This is a genomic window from Microbacterium sp. NPDC056569, assembly GCF_042793475.1.
Taxonomy (GTDB): Bacteria; Actinomycetota; Actinomycetes; order Actinomycetales; family Microbacteriaceae; genus Microbacterium.
Map to the genome: position 1 here is coordinate 87,624 of NZ_JBHTUV010000009.1, position 15,794 is coordinate 103,417.

17 protein-coding genes are annotated in these 15,794 nt (G+C 68.6%); 11 read left to right on the forward strand and 6 right to left on the reverse strand.

Going from position 1 to position 15,794, the window contains the following annotated elements; translation table 11 throughout:
- Window positions 1-19: 19 nt before the first annotated feature.
- From ACFQ7C_RS12060 to ACFQ7C_RS12070, 3 genes are read left to right on the forward strand one after another with little or no spacing between them, the layout of a single operon-like run.
- Window positions 20-751, forward strand: a complete 732-nt coding sequence (locus ACFQ7C_RS12060; protein WP_378901087.1) for a cysteine hydrolase family protein — start codon at window positions 20-22, stop codon at window positions 749-751.
- A 29-nt stretch (window positions 752-780) separates the two neighbouring features.
- Window positions 781-1,500, forward strand: coding sequence for a cysteine hydrolase family protein (locus tag ACFQ7C_RS12065; RefSeq protein WP_378901089.1), 720 nt, complete (start codon window positions 781-783; stop codon window positions 1,498-1,500).
- A 58-nt stretch (window positions 1,501-1,558) separates the two neighbouring features.
- Entirely contained in the window at window positions 1,559-3,016 is a 1,458-nt protein-coding gene (locus ACFQ7C_RS12070; RefSeq protein WP_378901092.1) for an MFS transporter, read from the forward strand.
- A 94-nt stretch (window positions 3,017-3,110) separates the two neighbouring features.
- Here ACFQ7C_RS12070 and ppk2 read toward each other — a convergent pair whose 3' ends face one another.
- A complete protein-coding gene (ppk2, locus tag ACFQ7C_RS12075; protein WP_378901325.1) occupies window positions 3,111-4,016 on the reverse strand; it encodes a polyphosphate kinase 2 in 906 nt (301 codons plus the stop codon).
- Window positions 4,017-4,247: 231 nt separating this feature from the next.
- Here ppk2 and ACFQ7C_RS12080 point away from each other — a divergent pair, with 231 nt between their 5' ends.
- The 4 genes from ACFQ7C_RS12080 to ACFQ7C_RS12095 all read left to right on the forward strand — a co-directional run bounded on the left by ACFQ7C_RS12080 (window position 4,248) and on the right by ACFQ7C_RS12095 (window position 7,358).
- Complete coding sequence (locus ACFQ7C_RS12080; RefSeq protein ID WP_378901094.1) at window positions 4,248-4,742, forward strand: hypothetical protein; 495 nt, start codon at window positions 4,248-4,250, stop codon at window positions 4,740-4,742.
- A gap of 52 nt (window positions 4,743-4,794) precedes the next feature.
- Window positions 4,795-5,346, forward strand: coding sequence for an AAA family ATPase (locus ACFQ7C_RS12085; RefSeq protein WP_378901097.1), 552 nt, complete (start codon window positions 4,795-4,797; stop codon window positions 5,344-5,346).
- A gap of 515 nt (window positions 5,347-5,861) precedes the next feature.
- A complete protein-coding gene (locus ACFQ7C_RS12090; protein WP_159849084.1) occupies window positions 5,862-6,065 on the forward strand; it encodes a cold-shock protein in 204 nt (67 codons plus the stop codon).
- Window positions 6,066-6,251: 186 nt separating this feature from the next.
- Window positions 6,252-7,358, forward strand: a complete 1,107-nt coding sequence (locus ACFQ7C_RS12095) for a fatty acid desaturase family protein (protein WP_378901327.1) — start codon at window positions 6,252-6,254, stop codon at window positions 7,356-7,358.
- On the opposite strand, the gene ACFQ7C_RS12100 is transcribed toward ACFQ7C_RS12095, so the two are convergent.
- The 3 genes from ACFQ7C_RS12100 to ACFQ7C_RS12110 all read right to left on the reverse strand — a co-directional run bounded on the left by ACFQ7C_RS12100 (window position 7,343) and on the right by ACFQ7C_RS12110 (window position 9,554).
- Window positions 7,343-8,485, reverse strand: a complete 1,143-nt coding sequence (locus ACFQ7C_RS12100; protein ID WP_378901099.1) for an RNA polymerase sigma factor — start codon at window positions 8,483-8,485, stop codon at window positions 7,343-7,345. The two genes, ACFQ7C_RS12095 and ACFQ7C_RS12100, sit on opposite strands and share 16 nt — an antisense overlap.
- A 62-nt stretch (window positions 8,486-8,547) precedes the next feature.
- Window positions 8,548-8,955 (reverse strand): YciI family protein, encoded by a 408-nt coding sequence (locus ACFQ7C_RS12105; RefSeq protein WP_378901101.1) that lies wholly within the window; start codon window positions 8,953-8,955, stop codon window positions 8,548-8,550.
- Window positions 8,956-9,095: 140 nt separating this feature from the next.
- Window positions 9,096-9,554, reverse strand: a complete 459-nt coding sequence (locus ACFQ7C_RS12110) for a cyclophilin-like fold protein (RefSeq protein ID WP_378901103.1) — start codon at window positions 9,552-9,554, stop codon at window positions 9,096-9,098.
- 100 nt (window positions 9,555-9,654) lie between these two features.
- Between ACFQ7C_RS12110 and ACFQ7C_RS12115 the strand changes: the two genes are divergently transcribed.
- From ACFQ7C_RS12115 to ACFQ7C_RS12125, 3 genes are all read left to right on the forward strand, one after another.
- Entirely contained in the window at window positions 9,655-10,578 is a 924-nt protein-coding gene (locus tag ACFQ7C_RS12115; protein WP_378901106.1) for a helix-turn-helix transcriptional regulator, read from the forward strand.
- Window positions 10,575-11,384 carry an LLM class F420-dependent oxidoreductase gene (locus ACFQ7C_RS12120; RefSeq protein ID WP_378901108.1) on the forward strand — a complete coding sequence of 270 codons (810 nt, stop codon included), beginning with the start codon at window positions 10,575-10,577 and terminating at the stop codon, window positions 11,382-11,384. The genes ACFQ7C_RS12115 and ACFQ7C_RS12120 overlap by 4 nt, the downstream gene beginning before the upstream one ends.
- A 263-nt stretch (window positions 11,385-11,647) precedes the next feature.
- Window positions 11,648-12,061: a hypothetical protein gene (locus ACFQ7C_RS12125; protein WP_378901110.1), complete on the forward strand. Its 414-nt coding sequence runs from the start codon at window positions 11,648-11,650 to the stop codon at window positions 12,059-12,061.
- A gap of 61 nt (window positions 12,062-12,122) precedes the next feature.
- On the opposite strand, the gene ACFQ7C_RS12130 is transcribed toward ACFQ7C_RS12125, so the two are convergent.
- Both ACFQ7C_RS12130 and ACFQ7C_RS12135 read right to left on the reverse strand, forming a co-directional pair.
- Window positions 12,123-13,337 (reverse strand): MFS transporter, encoded by a 1,215-nt coding sequence (locus ACFQ7C_RS12130; RefSeq protein ID WP_378901329.1) that lies wholly within the window; start codon window positions 13,335-13,337, stop codon window positions 12,123-12,125.
- A gap of 183 nt (window positions 13,338-13,520) precedes the next feature.
- Entirely contained in the window at window positions 13,521-13,829 is a 309-nt protein-coding gene (locus ACFQ7C_RS12135) for a CU044_2847 family protein (RefSeq protein ID WP_378901112.1), read from the reverse strand.
- Between the two features lie 279 nt (window positions 13,830-14,108).
- Here ACFQ7C_RS12135 and ACFQ7C_RS12140 point away from each other — a divergent pair, with 279 nt between their 5' ends.
- Window positions 14,109-15,788 carry a hypothetical protein gene (locus tag ACFQ7C_RS12140; RefSeq protein WP_378901114.1) on the forward strand — a complete coding sequence of 560 codons (1,680 nt, stop codon included), beginning with the start codon at window positions 14,109-14,111 and terminating at the stop codon, window positions 15,786-15,788.
- Window positions 15,789-15,794 lie beyond the last annotated feature (6 nt).

A 15,794-nucleotide genomic window follows, 5' to 3' on the forward strand; every position in this document is an offset into this window, starting at 1 on the left:
TGCACCGAAAGGACAGACCATGCCACGCAAGACCTTCCAGGGATGGCTCGACGGCGAGTATTCGTCGCCCGTCGAGGTCGCAGCATCCGATGTCGCCCTCATCGTGGTCGACATGCAGAACGCCTTCCTGCGCGAGGAGTACTCGCTCGGCATCGCCGAGACGCAGGAGCCCTTCGCTGCGGCGATCCCCGGCACCGCGAACCTGATCGCGGCCGCCCGCCTGGCCGGGGTGCCCATCATCTACACGCGGTACGCATACCTGCCGGGCAATGAGGACCAGCTGAGCCCCGCCGGGCGGCTCGAGGGGACGCCGCTCGTACCCCGCCTCGTGGAGGGAACGGTCGATATCGAGATCATCGACGAGCTCGCCCCCGAGCCCGGGGACATCGTCCTCGACAAGTCGCGCCCCAGCGCCTTCTACGGCACTCGGCTCGAGCCGTTCCTCACGGCGAAGGGGATCCGCAGCGTCGTCATCTGCGGCGTGACCACCAACATCTGCGTCGAGACGACGGCCCGCGACGCGAGCCAGAAGGGCTACAACACCTTCGTCGTCGAGGACGCCGTCGGCGAGGCCGAGCTCAGCCGTCACTGGCACGCGCTCTACACCATCGAGTTCCTGTTCGGCACGGTGTGCACCGTCGCCGACGTGCAGCGCTCGTGGGGCGCGCCGGTCACGGGCGTGCCCGGGTACCCGCTCAAACGCGGCGAGAACGTCACGAACCTCGCCTGGCTCGAAAGGACCGCCTCGTGAGCGGCGAACCCATGGAGAGGAAGCGGCACTTGAAGACCTTCGACACCTGGATGAACGGCACCGACGGCGAACCCGTCGACGTCGCGGCGAAGGATGTCGCGCTCATCGTCATCGACATGCAGCGCGGTTTCATCGAGGAGGAGTACTCGTTGGGCATCGCGCCCACCCAGGAGCCGTTCGCGATGGCGGTGCCGGGCTGCGTGGCGCTGGTGGAGTCGGCACGTGAGGCCGGCGTGCCGGTCATCTTCACGCGTGCCACGAACCTCTATGACCACGCGGACGCCCTGCCTCGGCGAGGACGCGCGCTCGCGAAGCCGGAGACGGCGCGGCGCATGGGCGAGCACAGCAAGGACGTCGAGATCATCGACGAACTGACTCCGCTTCCCACCGAGTACGTCGTGGACAAGTCGCGGCCCGGCGCCATCTACGGCACACGGCTGGAACCGCTCCTGGTCGGGCTCGGCATCCGCAGCGTGGTGATCTGCGGCGTGACGACGAACATCTGCGTCGAGACGACCGCGCGCGAAGCGCACGCGCGGGGCTACGACACTTACGTTGTCGCCGATGCGACCGGCGAGGCCGAGCCGAGCCGCTACTGGCACGCGCTGTACTCGATCGAGTTCCTGTTCGGGACGGTCGCGATGGTCGAGGACGTGCAGCGTTCCTGGGGCACCGAGGCGACGGGTGTTCCCGGCTTCCCGCTCCAGCGCCCTGGTGTCGGTTCGGCGGCGTTGACGGCCGTCGTCTGAGGTGGCGATCCTCAGAACCCGGGGGCCGGGTCGTCGCGAGGCGACCCGGCCCCCGGCCGTGAAGCCCGGCCGCCGCGACACGCGGCGGCTGCGGGTGCAGATCGGCGTCCTCATGCTCGTTCAGTTCGTGGGCATGATGAGCGGCACGATCATCGCGACGGCGCTCCCCGGCATCACTCGGGAGATCGACGGGACGACGCTCCACTACACCTGGATGTTCGTCACCACGGCACTGGCGTCCACGGTGACGACGCCGCTCTGGGGCCGGCTCGGCGACGTGTTCGACGCCAAGACAGTCCTCCAGTGGTCGCTCGGCTTCTACACGGCCGGCGCGCTGCTGTGCGGCCTCGCGCCCACCGCGGACCTGCTCATCGCCGCACGGGTCATCCAGGGCGTCGGAATCGGCGGCCACATCGCACTGACGCAGACCCTCGCGGCGCGCCTGGTCGTACCTCGCGCCCGCGCGCAGGTGAATGGCGTGATGGGGCTGTCGCAGATCGTCGCCACCATCAGCGGACCGGTCGTCGGTGCGCTGCTCGTCGGAATCCCGGGCATCGGCTGGCGGCTGTGCTTCCTCATCGGTGTGCCCGTGGCGCTGGTGGCCGCCGTCATCGTCCAGATCGTCATGCCGAAGGCGCTCGCCGTCGTGAAGGGATCCGTCGACTACGTCGGCGCTGCTCTGCTCGTCATCGGCCTGACCGGATTGCTCGGGTGGATCTCGTTCGTCGGGAAGCAGCTCGCGCCCCTGTCGTTCGCATCCATCGCGCTCGTCGTGGCGTCCGCGGGCGTGCTCGCCGCCGCGGCCGCCTGGGAGTGGCGGGCGAAGGAGCCGATCATCCCGCTGCGAGCACTCGCCGGGCGAGCGTCGGCGCTGGCTGCCCTCGCCAGCTGCGCCGTCGGCGTCTCGATGTTCGGCGGCACGATCTTCGTGACCCAGTATCTCCAGCTGGGCCGAGGCGCATCCGCACTCGCGGCCGGCGTGCTCCTCATGCCGATGGCCGTCGCGACCTTCATAGCGGCGGTGCTCGTCGGCCGGATGAGCACCCGGAGCGGCCGGCTGCGGCGTTACCTCCTCCTGGGCACGGGCCTGCTGGTCGCCGGGAACGCCGGGCTCATCCCGCTCACGACGACCACGCCGTTGTGGTGGGTCGTCGCCGCGACCTGCGCCGTCGGGGCGGGCCTCGGCATGACGGTGACCAACCTGATCCTCGTCGCGCAGAATGCCACGCGTCTGCGAGATGTCGGCGCGGTGAGCGGCGCCATCATCTTCTGCCGCACGTTCGGATCGACGGCCGGCCTCGCCGTCTTCGGTGCGATCGTCGCCGCGTACGTGCCGAGCCAAGCGGCGGTGAACGTCGCGGCCGCGCCCGGCCTCTACTCGCAGGCCGCGTCAACGGTGTTCCTCGTCGCGACCGCCGTCTCGGCCATCGCCGCGACCGCCGTCGCGTGTCTCCCGCGGATCGGGCTCCGGTCGACCGCCGACCTCGAGCCGTATCGACCTGTCGATCAGGCTTAGTGCCAGCCGCGCGCGACAGGCCGATCAGGGTCGCGGCCCAGGTGCGGTGGATCATCGGCAGCGGTGACGGTTAGCGCGAAGCCGGGCCCGGGCCTTACTCGTCCGCGGTCTCGCGGATGCCGCGCATCACCAGCAGTGGGTCGGGGCGACCGATGACGGCGTCGTCGCGGCCGTCGTAGTCGAATTGGCGCAGGAAGAACCGCATCGCGTTCAGGCGGGCGCGCTTCTTGTCGTTGGAGCGCACGATGATCCACGGGCCGTGCTTCTTGTCGGTACGGCGGAACATCTCCTCCTTGGCCTTCGTGTAGTCCTCCCACCGGTCCAACGAGGCGAGGTCCATCGGCGACAGCTTCCAACGCCTGACCGGGTCGAGCTGGCGGATCGCGAACCGGGTGCGCTGCTCGGTGCGCGACACCGAGAACCAGAACTTCGTGACATGGATGCCGGAGTCCACCAGCATCCGTTCGAAATGGGGTGCCTGCACCATGAACTGCTCGTACTCGTCGTCGGTGCAGAACCCCATCACCCGTTCCACGCCGGCCCGGTTGTACCAGGACCGGTCGAACATCACGATCTCGCCCGCGGTCGGCAGGTGCTGCACGTACCGCTGGAAGTACCACTGCCCGCGCTCCCGCTCGGTGGGGGCGCTGAGCGCGACCACGCGGGCGGTGCGCGGGTTGAGGTGTTCGGTGAATCGCTTGATGGTGCCGCCCTTGCCCGCGGCATCCCGGCCCTCGAACAGGATGATCGCGCGTCTGCCGTTGTCTTCGAGCCAGTACTGGAACTTCAGCAGCTCGATCTGCAGCCGATACTTCTCGAACTCGTACGCGTCGCGGTCCATCAACTCGGCGTGAGGGTAGCCCTCCTGCCAGGTGTAGACGGGGTTCCCGTGCGGGTCGATCAGATCCGGATCCGCAGTGTGCCCGTCCCGCACCGAATAGCCCTGCTGCCGCAGATGCTCGATGTACTCCCGCAGACCTTCCACCGGCACGTCATCCATCACGGTCGGCTCCTCCCACGACGGCAATGGGGCCGCCGTCATGGACGCATTATCCTCGGCGCAGGTGACGTGTGTGGATCTCGAAGGCCGCCTCGTCCGCCTGGGCGGCCGAACCCGATGGCGGGCGCGCGCTGGAATCGTCCGCAGCAGGTCTCCCCGGCCTCACCGCGGTGCCCATCGACGGCGAGAGGCGGCGAGCGTAATCTGGCGCTCATCGGGTCGGGAGGAATCGTGAAGAGGCGTCACGCTCAACCCGCGATCACCTCGGACGAGCAGATCGCGCGATACGCGTATGTTCTGGGTAACGTGCCGGCGAGCGTCGCCGACAGGGCGTACGCGGCCGCCTTCTCCCGCCTTACGGCGGCGCAGCGCGAGGAGGTCGTCGGCCAGCTGAGTGCGGAGCTGCCGGACGCGCCGAAGGAGGCAGCATCCGTCGATCCCGCGGCGTTCGCCACGTTGATGCGCGACCTGCTGGCCCGCGACGCGCTGGTGCGGATCCGCGACGGCGCGGTGGTGGCCGCGGCGTTCGTCACGAGCCCCCCGATCGTCGCGTACTTCACGACCGGCGCGGGGTCGGTGAACGTGGACCATCAGCCGCCGTGGGTCCATCAGCTGGCCGGGCACGAGACGGCCCCCGTCGACGGAGGCAGGACGCACCACCGCCACGGCGTGCCCGGCGTCGTCAGCTACGACCACCCGAACTCGGGCGACTCGCGCGAGTGGTGAGCGGGAGCGCGCGCGGGTGCGTGCGTCTCGCTCGATGCTCTATGGTCGCGACATGCGGATCGTCGTTTCGGGGACTCATGCGAGCGGGAAGAGCACGCTCGTCTCCGACTTCGCGTTCCGCTACCCGGAGTTCGCCGTGCTGCCCGATCCGTTCGATCTCGTGGATGAGACGTGGGACACCCCGGACGCCTCGCTCTTCGCAAGGCAGCTTCGGCTCTCGGCCGACAGGCTGGATCCGGAGCAGTCCCCGGAGAACCTCATCGCCGACCGCGGCCCCATCGACTTCCTGGCATACCTGATGGCCCTCGACGAGCTGACGGGTGCGCCCGGCTCGCGCGAACTCCTGAAGCGATCGACGGAGATCACGCGGGAAGCGATGCAGCAGATCGACCTGCTGGTCGTGCTGCCACTCAACGCGATCGATCGGATCGAGCCCGACATCGACGAGCATTCAGCGCTCAGAGAGGGGATGAACGAGGCGCTCCTCGACCTCATCGACGATCCCGACGTGACCGGCGTAGGTCCAGAGGTCGTCGAGATCACCGGCGATCGGAGTCGGCGACTGGCCGCCCTCGAGGCTCTGATCATCGGATCGGCCCGGTGACGACCGCGCTTCCGGTCGCCGGCCAGAGCCGCGTCGTCATTGTCGACGTGCGAAGGATGCTAAACTCTAGGGTTCCCTGACCGGGGACCCGTGTCCTTTCCTCTGCCTCATCGTGGAGAAGCAGATCTCGGACACCTCATCCTTTTCATCAGCGGCTTCTGCACGCCGCCCGTCGCGAGAGCTCGTCGCTCCGCGCAGAGCAGAACGAACACACGATCATGCACACCCTCACACAGGCGCTCGCTTGGCGACAGGCAGACGACGACGTCTATGTCGCGACGCGCGCCGACGAATACGCTGGCTTCATCGACATGACGCCGCGCGGTTTCCGCGCGCACGGACCCCGTGGTGAAGACCTGGGGCTCCACGCGACGCCGGATGACGCGCGCGCGGCGGTCGCAGCATCCATATCCTCACCGATGTCGGCACCGGCACCGGTCCACATCCGTCCGCACCGCATTCGTCGGCGCGGCACCCCCGGTCGCTCCGGCGGCCCGAAGAATAGGAAAGACACGATGGCCACTGGCACCGTGAAATGGTTCAACTCCGAGAAGGGCTACGGCTTCATCGCACCCGATGACGGCTCGGCCGATCTCTTCGCACACTTCAGCGCGATCGCAGGCAGCGGTTTCAAGGAGCTCCGCGAAGACCAGAAGGTGGAGTTCGACGCCGAGCAGGGCCCCAAGGGCATGCAGGCGGCGAACATCCGCCCGCTCTGACGCTCCCGCGTTCACAGCGCCCGTCCCGGCTCCGGCCTGGGCGGGCGCTGCTGTTCACCTGGGCATCACCCAGGAATCAGGAGGTATTCCCTGCGGCTCATGTGGACCCACGTAGCCTGAGGGCAGCGATGGGCAACCGCCTCTGGCTTTCAACGGCCGAACGGTCCCCATCGGAACTGGTGCATCATCTCTTCCAGCACTCTCGAGTCTCGGCTCGGTCCCGTCCGTCAGACGTACGCCGGCACCGCAGAATTCCCGCCGATCGCCCGCGCGTACACCGAGGTCTCGCAGGTCGTCCGCGAGACCGGTCTCCTCCGCCGTGCCGAGTGGTTCTATGCCCTCGTCGGGGTCGGCCTTCTCCTGGGCTTCGGCGGTGTGGTCACCGGCTTCGTCCTGCTCGGCCAGACCTGGTACCAGCTGCTGATGGCCGGTGCCCTCGGAATCCTGTTCACGCAGGTCGCGTTCCTCGCGCACGAGGCCGCGCACAAGCAGATCCTCGCTTCGGGCCCCGCGAACGACCGGCTCGCCCGCTTCCTCGCCGCCGGCATCGTGGGCATCAGCCTCTCCTGGTGGAACAACAAGCACAACCGCCACCACGCGAACCCCAACCGGGTGGGCAAGGATCCCGACATCGAGATCGACACGATCTCATTTCTCGAGACGGATGCCGCGTCCGCAGGTCGATGGCGCGCTCTGGTGACGCGCAAGCAGGGGTGGCTGTTCTTCCCGCTGCTCACGCTCGAAGGCCTGAACCTGCACGCGCACGCGTTCCGGCACCTGTTCTCGCGCGACGGTGCCAAGGACCGCTGGATCGAAATCGCGCTCATCACCGCGCGTTTCGCGGTGATCTGGACGCCGGTGTTCCTCTTCCTTCCGCTGGGGATGGCGTTCGCGTTCCTCGGCGTGCAGCTGGCGGTCTTCGGCGTCTACATGGGCGCCTCGTTCGCGCCGAACCACAAGGGCATGGCGATCATCGCCGAGGACGCGAAGCTCGACTTCTTCAGCAAGCAGGTGCGCACCTCCCGCAACATCAGCGGCGGCTGGTGGGCGACCATGCTCATGGGCGGGCTCAACTACCAGATCGAGCACCACCTGTTCCCCAACATGCCGCGCCCGCACCTGGCACGCGCCCGCGAGATCGTGATCGACCAGTGCCGGGCCCGCGGCGTGCCCTACACCGAGACGACGCTGTGGCGCTCGTATGGCATCGTGATCGCCTACCTCAACCGTGTCGGTCTGGCCGCGCGTGATCCCTTCGACTGCCCCGTCGTCGGAACCTACCGCCGCGCCTGACGAAGACGCTCCGCCTGGCGCAGGAGATGCTGCTGCTCGAGGGTGCTGGTCGCGCGGCGCGCGGCCTCCGCGTATTCGGCGGTGGCAGCATCCGTCTCGCCGGCCCGTTCGTGGAGGTACGCGAGCGCGGCGTGGTACCGCGGCACATCCTCGCCGACGGGGTCGAGGGCCGCGAGCCCCGCGCGCGGGCCGTCAGCCTCGCCGATCGCGACCGCACGGTTCAGCCGGATGACGGGGGAGTCGCCGAAGGCCAGCAGCTCGTCGTACCACTCCACGATCTGCACCCAGTCGGTCTCGGCGGCGGTCGGCGCGTCCGCGTGCAGCGCCGCGATCGCCGCCTGGGCCTGGTACTGCCCCAGCCGATCCCGTGCCAGCGCAGACTGCAGGACGGCGACGCCTTCGGCGATCGCGTCCACCTCCCACAGCGTGCGGTCCTGCTCGGCGAGTGGGACGAGCCGTCCGCCGATCACTCGCGCCGGCTGCCTCGCATGGTGCAGCAGCATGAGCGCGAGCAGCCCGGCGACCTCGGGCTCGTCGGTGAGCGCAGCGAGCTGCCGCGTCACGCGGATCGCCTCGGCGGCGATGTCGATCGCGCCCGAGTAGCCCTCGTTGAACACGAGATAGAGCACGCGCATCACACGGGACAGGTCGCCCGGCTGGTCGAGCGGAATGCCGGCGAGCCGCTGCTTGGCGCGACTGATGCGCTGAGCCATCGTCGCCTCCGGCACGAGGAAGGCATCCGCGATCTGCCGCGTCGTCAGGCCGGCGACGGCACGCAACGTGAGCGCGATCGCCGACGTCGGGGTCAGGACCGGATGCGTGCACAGGAAGTAGAGCCCGAGCGTGTCGTCACGGTGCGGCACAGGGCCGGGTTCGGGCTCGCGCGCGAGCCGCTCCTCGCGTGCGACGCGCGCGGAATCGCTGCGCACCTGATCGAGGAACGCACGCCACGCGACGGTGACGAGCCACGCACGGATGTCGCGCACTCCGTCGGCGACCGGTCGCTCGAGTCCGCGCACCAGGGCGGTCTGCACGGCATCCTCGGCCGACGCGAAATCTGCGCCGCGCCGGACGAGGATGCCGACGACCTCCGGGATCGCGCGGCGCAGGGCCGCAGCCGGGCCCACGCGCCCCGAGGCTCCGGATGACGCGCCAGCGGCATCTGAAGGGGGCGTGGGGACCGTCTCCGTCATCCGGCGTCCGCAGGTGGCGCGCTCATCACCTCACGCAGCTCCAGCCACTCCCCGAGAGGCGTTCCTCCCGCCCAGGGCGCAGCCGACAGCTCGGAGGCGAGGTCGACCGCCCGCTGGTACGAGTCGACCTCGATCATCATCCAGCCGGCGATGAGGTCCTTCGTCTCGGCGAACGGGCCGTCGACGACGGGCGGGCGTCCCTCGCCGTCGAAGCGGACCCACGCGCCGCCCATCGAGAGTCCCTCAGAGGAGACCAGTTCCCCCGACGCGATGAGCCGTTCCTCCATGTCCGCCATGTACTGGACGTGCGCCGCCCACTCGTCCGGCGTGAGCTGATCCATCGGGACGGAGTTCACCGAGGGACGACCGCCCCGGTAGTGCTTGAGCATCAGGTACTTGGCCATGAGAGCCTCCTGTTCGGTGCGGCCCATTCTGGCCGCTTCACAGGAGGAGACGGAACCGACTCGGCGATCTCTACATCGGCGGGTGAAACGGATCAGTCCTCGATGAGGCATCCGGTTCCGCAGGCAGTTGCTGCCGATCCTCATTCCTTCCTGCCCGAGGCGTCGGCGAGCACGATCTCGACCGGGCAGTCCCGCCGGCAGCTCGCGAGATCGTCCAGTCCGTCCTCCACGTGGCCGAGGAGGACGAGGCCGCTCTCCGGAACGGCGGTGCCGCTGGTCAGGAAGACAACGACGCTCTGCTCCGCGGTGACGTAGGCGGCGTCCCCGGCGCGGTACCTGCTCAACGGTGCGCCGACATCGACGGGGAGCGGAGCAGTCAACGGTGCGAACACCGCCGTGCCCATCCGATCGTGGAACGTCAGCGTGAGCCGAAGCCGTGGGGCGAGCTCGGCGTGAGTGGAGTCGAGTGAGATGGTCGCCTGAGCAGGCGGTGGCATGCTGCTGTGGGCGAGAGTCGGGGTCGTCAGCAGCAGGAAGGCGGCGACGATCGTGTTCAGGGCTCGTTGCGGCGCGAGGTGGAGCAGGTGACGCGGTGGCATGATCTCAGCAAACGGGTGGCCGGGCGCGGGCGGGAGTCCCTGAGGTGACGTGCCCTGGCAGGGCATCCCGGTGCGGCGGCCGCCGACCTAGCCTGTGACCATGGACAACCGTTCCGAGGTGCGCGACTTCCTGATGTCGCGACGCGCGCGAGTGGAACCCGAGGACGTCGGCTTCGCCCGCGGCGTGGACCGCCGCGTGCCAGGCCTGCGTCGCGGTGAGGCCGCCGCGCTGGCGGGCGTGAGCGTCGAGTACTACGCCCGCCTCGAGCGGGGAGGGATCGCCGGCGCCTCCGAGGCGGTTCTGGACGGGGTCGCGAAGGCTCTACAGATGGACGACGCCGAGCGCGAGTACCTGTATCGCCTCGCGCACCAGGCCGCCGGTGCGACCACCGCCGGCCGCAGAGCAGCGAAGCCGGCGCCGGTGTGGCGGCCGTCGCCGAGCATCCAGTGGTTCCTCGACTCGATGCAGTCCGCTGTGGCGATGGTCGGCAACGGTCGCACGGATCTGCTGGCGTGGAACCGGGTCGGCGGCGCGCTGATGGATGAGATGCTCACGACCGCGACGACCACGCCCCCGAACTTCGCGCGGTTCATCTTCCTCGAACCCGTCGCTCGGCGGTTCTACCCGGACTGGGAGGCCATCGCCGGCATCAACGTCGCGCAGCTGCGCACCGAAGCGGGACGCGACCCGCACAGCAAGCCGCTGCACGACCTCGTCGGAGAGCTCTCGACGCGCAGCGACCACTTCCGCGCGCTCTGGGCTCGCCACGACGTGTGGGAGCACCAGACCGGCGTGAAGCGATTCCACCATCACGCGGTGGGCGACCTGACCCTCCACTTCAACGGTCTGGACCTGGTCGGGAATGCGGGCGTGCAACTCACGGTGCTGACCGCCGAGCCCGGCTCGCCCGACCACGATGCGCTGCAGCTTCTCGGCGGCTGGGCCTCATCGTCCGCGCCGGCGGGGCAGCGCCCCGACCGGTCCGCCCCCGAACCGAACAGGAAGGCGCGCGAAACGCCATGACGACCCGACGACCGGTGCGCATCGCCGTGCAGCTGCAACCGCAGCACGCGACGTACGAGACGATTCGCGACAGGGCCGCTGAGCTGGAGGAGCTCGGCGTGGACATCCTCTTCAACTGGGATCACTTCTTCCCGCTCAACGGTGACCCCGACGGGGCGCATTTCGAGTCCTGGACGATGCTCGCCGCGCTGGCTGAGCAGACCCGCCGCGTGGAACTGGGTGCACTGGTCAACTGCAACAGCTACCGCAACCCGAACCTGCAGGCCGACATGGCCCGGACCATCGACCGCATCAGCGCCCACGCGACCGGTCAGGGCCGCTTCATCTTCGGGACCGGCTCGGGCTGGTTCGAGCGCGACTACGACGAGTACGCGTACGAGTTCGGCACCGTCGGGCGGCGTCTGGACGCACTTGCGCGCGATCTGCCGGTCATCGAGAGCCGCTGGGCGAAGCTCAACCCGCCGCCCACGCGGAAGATCCCCATCCTCATCGGCGGTGCCGGCGAGCAGAAGACGCTGCGCATCGTCGCGACGCACGCCGACATCTGGCACAGCTACAGCGACATCCCGACTCTGGAACGAAAGCTCGCCGTCCTCGCGGCGCACGCGCGCGACATCGACCGCGACGTCTCCGAGATCGAGATCTCAGCAGGCGTCCTCGATTCGATCGCCCACCGATCCTTCGACGACGCCGACCAGCTGCACTCGATGGGGACAACACTCTTCACGGTCGGCCTCTCCGGTCCGGACTACGACCTCACGGTGGTGCCGGACTGGCTCGCCTGGCGAGACCAGAAGAACGGGTGATAGTCGCAGAGGCACAAGGACGCGGCGATGACGGTGACGGAGATCCTGGGATGGGCAGGCACGCTCACGGCGATCATCCTCGGCCTCCCGCAACTCCTCCGACGGCACGCACGCGAAACGTCGAGGGACTCTCCCTTCCTGCGTGGCAAGCGTTCCTCGCCGTCAACCTGGGGTGGACCGCGCACGGCATCGCGATCAGTCAGCCCCCGCAGGTCATAGCGAGCGCGCTCTCGCTCCTGTCGACGGTGCCCATCCTGTACCTGATGTCGAGGCGGCTGAAGCGGAACCTCCTGCTGACACTCGCGCCCGGGCTCGGGCTGGCCGCTCTCATGATCCTCATCGACCAGCTGTTCGGCTCAGGCGCCTACGGGGCGGTCGCCATCATCCCCGCAGTCCTCGCCAACGCCGGTCAGAGCGTCGCCCTCGTCCGTGACAGACACGTCGGCGGCGTGTCCGTCGTCTTCCTCATCTTCGCCGTCGTCAACCAGGTGATCTGGCTCGCATGGGCTGTCCTCGTGCCCGACACCGGCACCATCATCGCCGCGACGACGACGGGCGCCATCGCCCTCTTCAACCTTGTCTGGTACTTCGCCCGCATCCTCGGGCTGCCGCCGCGACTTCCGCGCAGGGAGCGCAAGGGCACGCCGCTTCTTCCCGTCGACGACGAACTCGATTGAACTCCCGCATCATCATGGTCCCGCGACGCGCGGGCGCGACGGCGCCGTGGGCTGGCGGCGCTCACGCATCCGTCTCGGCGGTGACTTCGCGAGCGGAATCTGCCGGGGTGTGCTGCCCCCTGCTCAACAGGACGAAGGGGATCGCGACCGCTGAGATCACGCCGCTCCAGACCAGCGAGGCGCCGTAGCCCCCGACATCCGCCACCCGCCCCAGCACAGGCTGGATCACGACGCCGCCGCCGGAACCCATGAGCGAGTCGAAGGAGAGCACTGTGGCGCGCTGCTTCGACGGGATCATGTCGTTGAGATAGGCGCGATGCACGGGGTCATCGATCGCCGAGGCGATGCCCCAGAGCGCGACGAGCACGACCGCGACCCAGAAGTTGCGCACCAGTCCGACCCCGATCAGCACCAGCGCACTGGTGGCCGTCGCCAGCAGGATCGACGAGGTGCGGCGGTGGAAGAGCTTGCGCACCCACGGGGCGAGCGCACCGCCGAGAATCGCCGTGCCCGACACCAACGCGGCCGCGAGGCCGGCGACGGTGTACGCCTCCTCGTCGCCCCACAACTCCAGCAGGTACGGCTGCAGCGCGTAGAACACGTAGATGCCGACGCCGGCGGTGAACGGGCTCGCGAGCATCAACCAGCGCACCGGCGGATCACCGAGGCCGTACCGGACCGACGCCCGCAGGACGGTGCGCGTCGCGCGCAGCGGGCTCTCGCTCCGGTCCGGGACGAAGCCCAGGTCGCGCATCAGCAGCGCCGCGACGAGGAACATCACCAGCAGGATGGCGCCCCGGATCAGGAAGGGCACGCCGAGGTTCGTCGCCTGTGCGATGACGCCGCCGAGCACCGATCCCGACAGCATCGCGATGCCGCCGACGATCTGGGCTCGGCCGAACACCGTCTCGAGGCTGCCTTTGTACGCGGTCGCCTTCAACGCATCGACGAGCCATGCGTCCACCGCGCCCGAGAAGAACGTGAAGCCGAGACCGAGCAGCACCGAGACGACCGCCCACGCCCAGAACGGCGATTGCCAGACCCACAGCATCCAGTACATGATCGTCGTCACCGCCAGCGTCACCGTGCCGAGCAGGTACGACGCTCGACGACCGACCGTGTCGGCGACGACGCCCGTCGGGATCTCGAAGATCAGCATCCCGGCGCTGAAGAAGGCGTTCGCGGCGAAGGCTTCCAGATTGGAGAGGCCGGCGTCGAGCAGGAACAGCGTGTTGACGCCCCAGATGAGCGACGCAGCGAGCGTGTTGCCGAGCATCAGCGTGTAATACGTGCCTTGCACCCTGCGCGGACTGGGCAGGGAAACCGCGGCATTGGGCCTGGAGATGGCGACACCGCCTCTTTCCGCCGGAAATCGGTCGACACCGCGACCGTATCCCTCATGCGTGCAGCCGTCCACGGGTACGGTGCTCAGCGTCGTCGCGGCGCATCCCGCTTCGTGTCAGTTCTTGCGGGTGGCTCGAACCGTCACCTCGAGGGAGGCTTCACCACCGACGCTCGACACCAGCACCCCGGCCTCGGCTGTCACCTTGATGCCGAACCCGATCGAGACCTCCGAGATCTGCCAGTCCACGGAGTCACTCGATGTCGTCGCTGCGCCGACGGCGAGCGAGATCCCTTGCTCGATCGCCGATTCGATGGTGGCGCGTGCGTCGGCGAGGCGCTCCCAGGACCGATCCACCGCCGACAGCGGACGACCGGCCACGGGAAGTGTGACGACTTCGACGAGCACATCGTTGGCATCTGCCATGGAGACCTCCTCCGCTCGGCCACAGGATAGGCGAGTCTTGCGCGGCGTGGGAACCGGCGATGTGATGTCCGTACGGATCGTGCCTTCGTCGTGCACGGGGAGTGACCGGCTGAGCAGGGAGTGTTCATGCGCAGAGTCGAGGCAGTACTCCTGACGGTGATGTCTCAAGATCCATCGGTCGTCGCCGAAAGCGGCGGAGCGATCTCGCCTGTTCAGCCGGTGGTAGCCAAGTCCAAGGGCGGATTCTGGGCCGGACCGACCTGCGATCGAGTCGCGGTCGTGGACCTTCCGCAACCGAGCGGCGCGCCCGCCACGCCGGTCGAGCTCTCCCGTCGCGGAAGCCACTACCGGGGCGTGGGGCTCTACGACGTACCGACCCCGACCATCCCGGCTGCGATGCGCGCAGCGTGGGTACGCGGCGAAACCATCCCACTTCAGGAGATCGACCAGTCCACCGGCGGTCTCGGCTTCGTCAAGGTGAGCGCGTTCGGCACGGTCATCCGGGCCATCGCGCTCGTCGAGGATCCCGTCGTCTTGGGAAAGCCGGTCAAGTGGGCGTTCGGCGACGGGCCGATTCTGGTCGTCGCAGATGCCGGCCGACTCGAGAACGCCTTCTATGACCGGGAGTCGAGAAGCCTGCAGTTCTTCTCGTACGAGCGACCGGGAGCGCCGCGGCGGTACTACACCGCGCTTTCGCAAGACATCGTCACCCACGAGACCGGCCACGCTCTTCTCGACGGCATCGCCCCCGACCTCTGCGATGCGGGATTCCCCGAGAGCCTGGCGATCCATGAGTCCGTCGCCGACCTCACGGCGGTGATGGTGAGTCTGCGGAGCAGAGATCCTTTCCAGCACAGGCCCGAGCCGGCCGCAGCGCTCGAGTCGGCTCTTGCCTCGAGCCGCTACTCCCGGGTCGCGGAGGAGTTCGGGCGCTCCCGGGGTGACGTCGACGCACTCCGTGACGCGAGCAACAGGCGGTCTCTGGACAGTCGGGTGCGCGCGCAGGCGCGCGTCGTCGATCGCCTGTCGCCGCACTCGCTGAGTCAGGTGCTGACGGGCGCCGTCTTCTCCGTGCTGCAGCGGAGTCTCGCGACGACGTTGAGCGAGCTCGAGGAGGCGGGCTCGAATCCACACATCGGCATCGGCGGTTCGGCTGCCCAGGGAGACCCCTTCCGCATTGCCGGCCTGTATGCGATCAATCGCCTCGGATCGTTGATCTACAAGGGGATGGACTGGCTCCCGCCCGGCGAGGCGACCATGGCCGATGCCGTCCGCGCGATGCTCGCCGCCGACGAATTCCACCATCCCGATCTGCCCGCCGAGCGCATCGCACTCATCGACGAATGCGCCCGGCGGCGCATCGCGACCCGCGCGCAGCTTCACGGCGGCACGCGGCACGCCGTCGTACGCGGCTCCGAGGGCGACCGCGAGGCGCTTCTCACCGACCCCGACCGTGCGCTGCAGTTCGTGTGGGACCACCGGGAGAAGTGGGGGATTCCCGAGGTCCCCCTCGAGGTGACCTCGATCGAGTCGGTGCGGCTGCAGAAGCCGCTGCTGCAGCGGCGTCACGTCGCGGAGATCGTGTCGCTCGACTTCGCGTACCCGGAACCGTCCACCCACGAGAAGGTCAACATCATCAAGGTCGCGTGGTGGGACCGCCACCCGATCAGATTGCCACGCGCGCGAGCCAGGCACTCCGAATACAAGTCGGGCACGTCGATCGCGATCGACACACAGGGACGTCTACGAGCGCTGCTTCACACGACGCGCGATGCCCGGTTCGTTTCGGATCGACAGGACTTCCTACGACAGCTGGTTGAGAGCTCGATCCTGCTCGACCCGGACGACGTGCCCGGTGACGGGCAGGGCGCCCGCCACGTCCACACGGACCTCGACCACCGCGATCTCCGAATCATGGGCGCTCTCCGAGCTCTTCATGGTGCGGGCATGGGCGAGTGACCACGC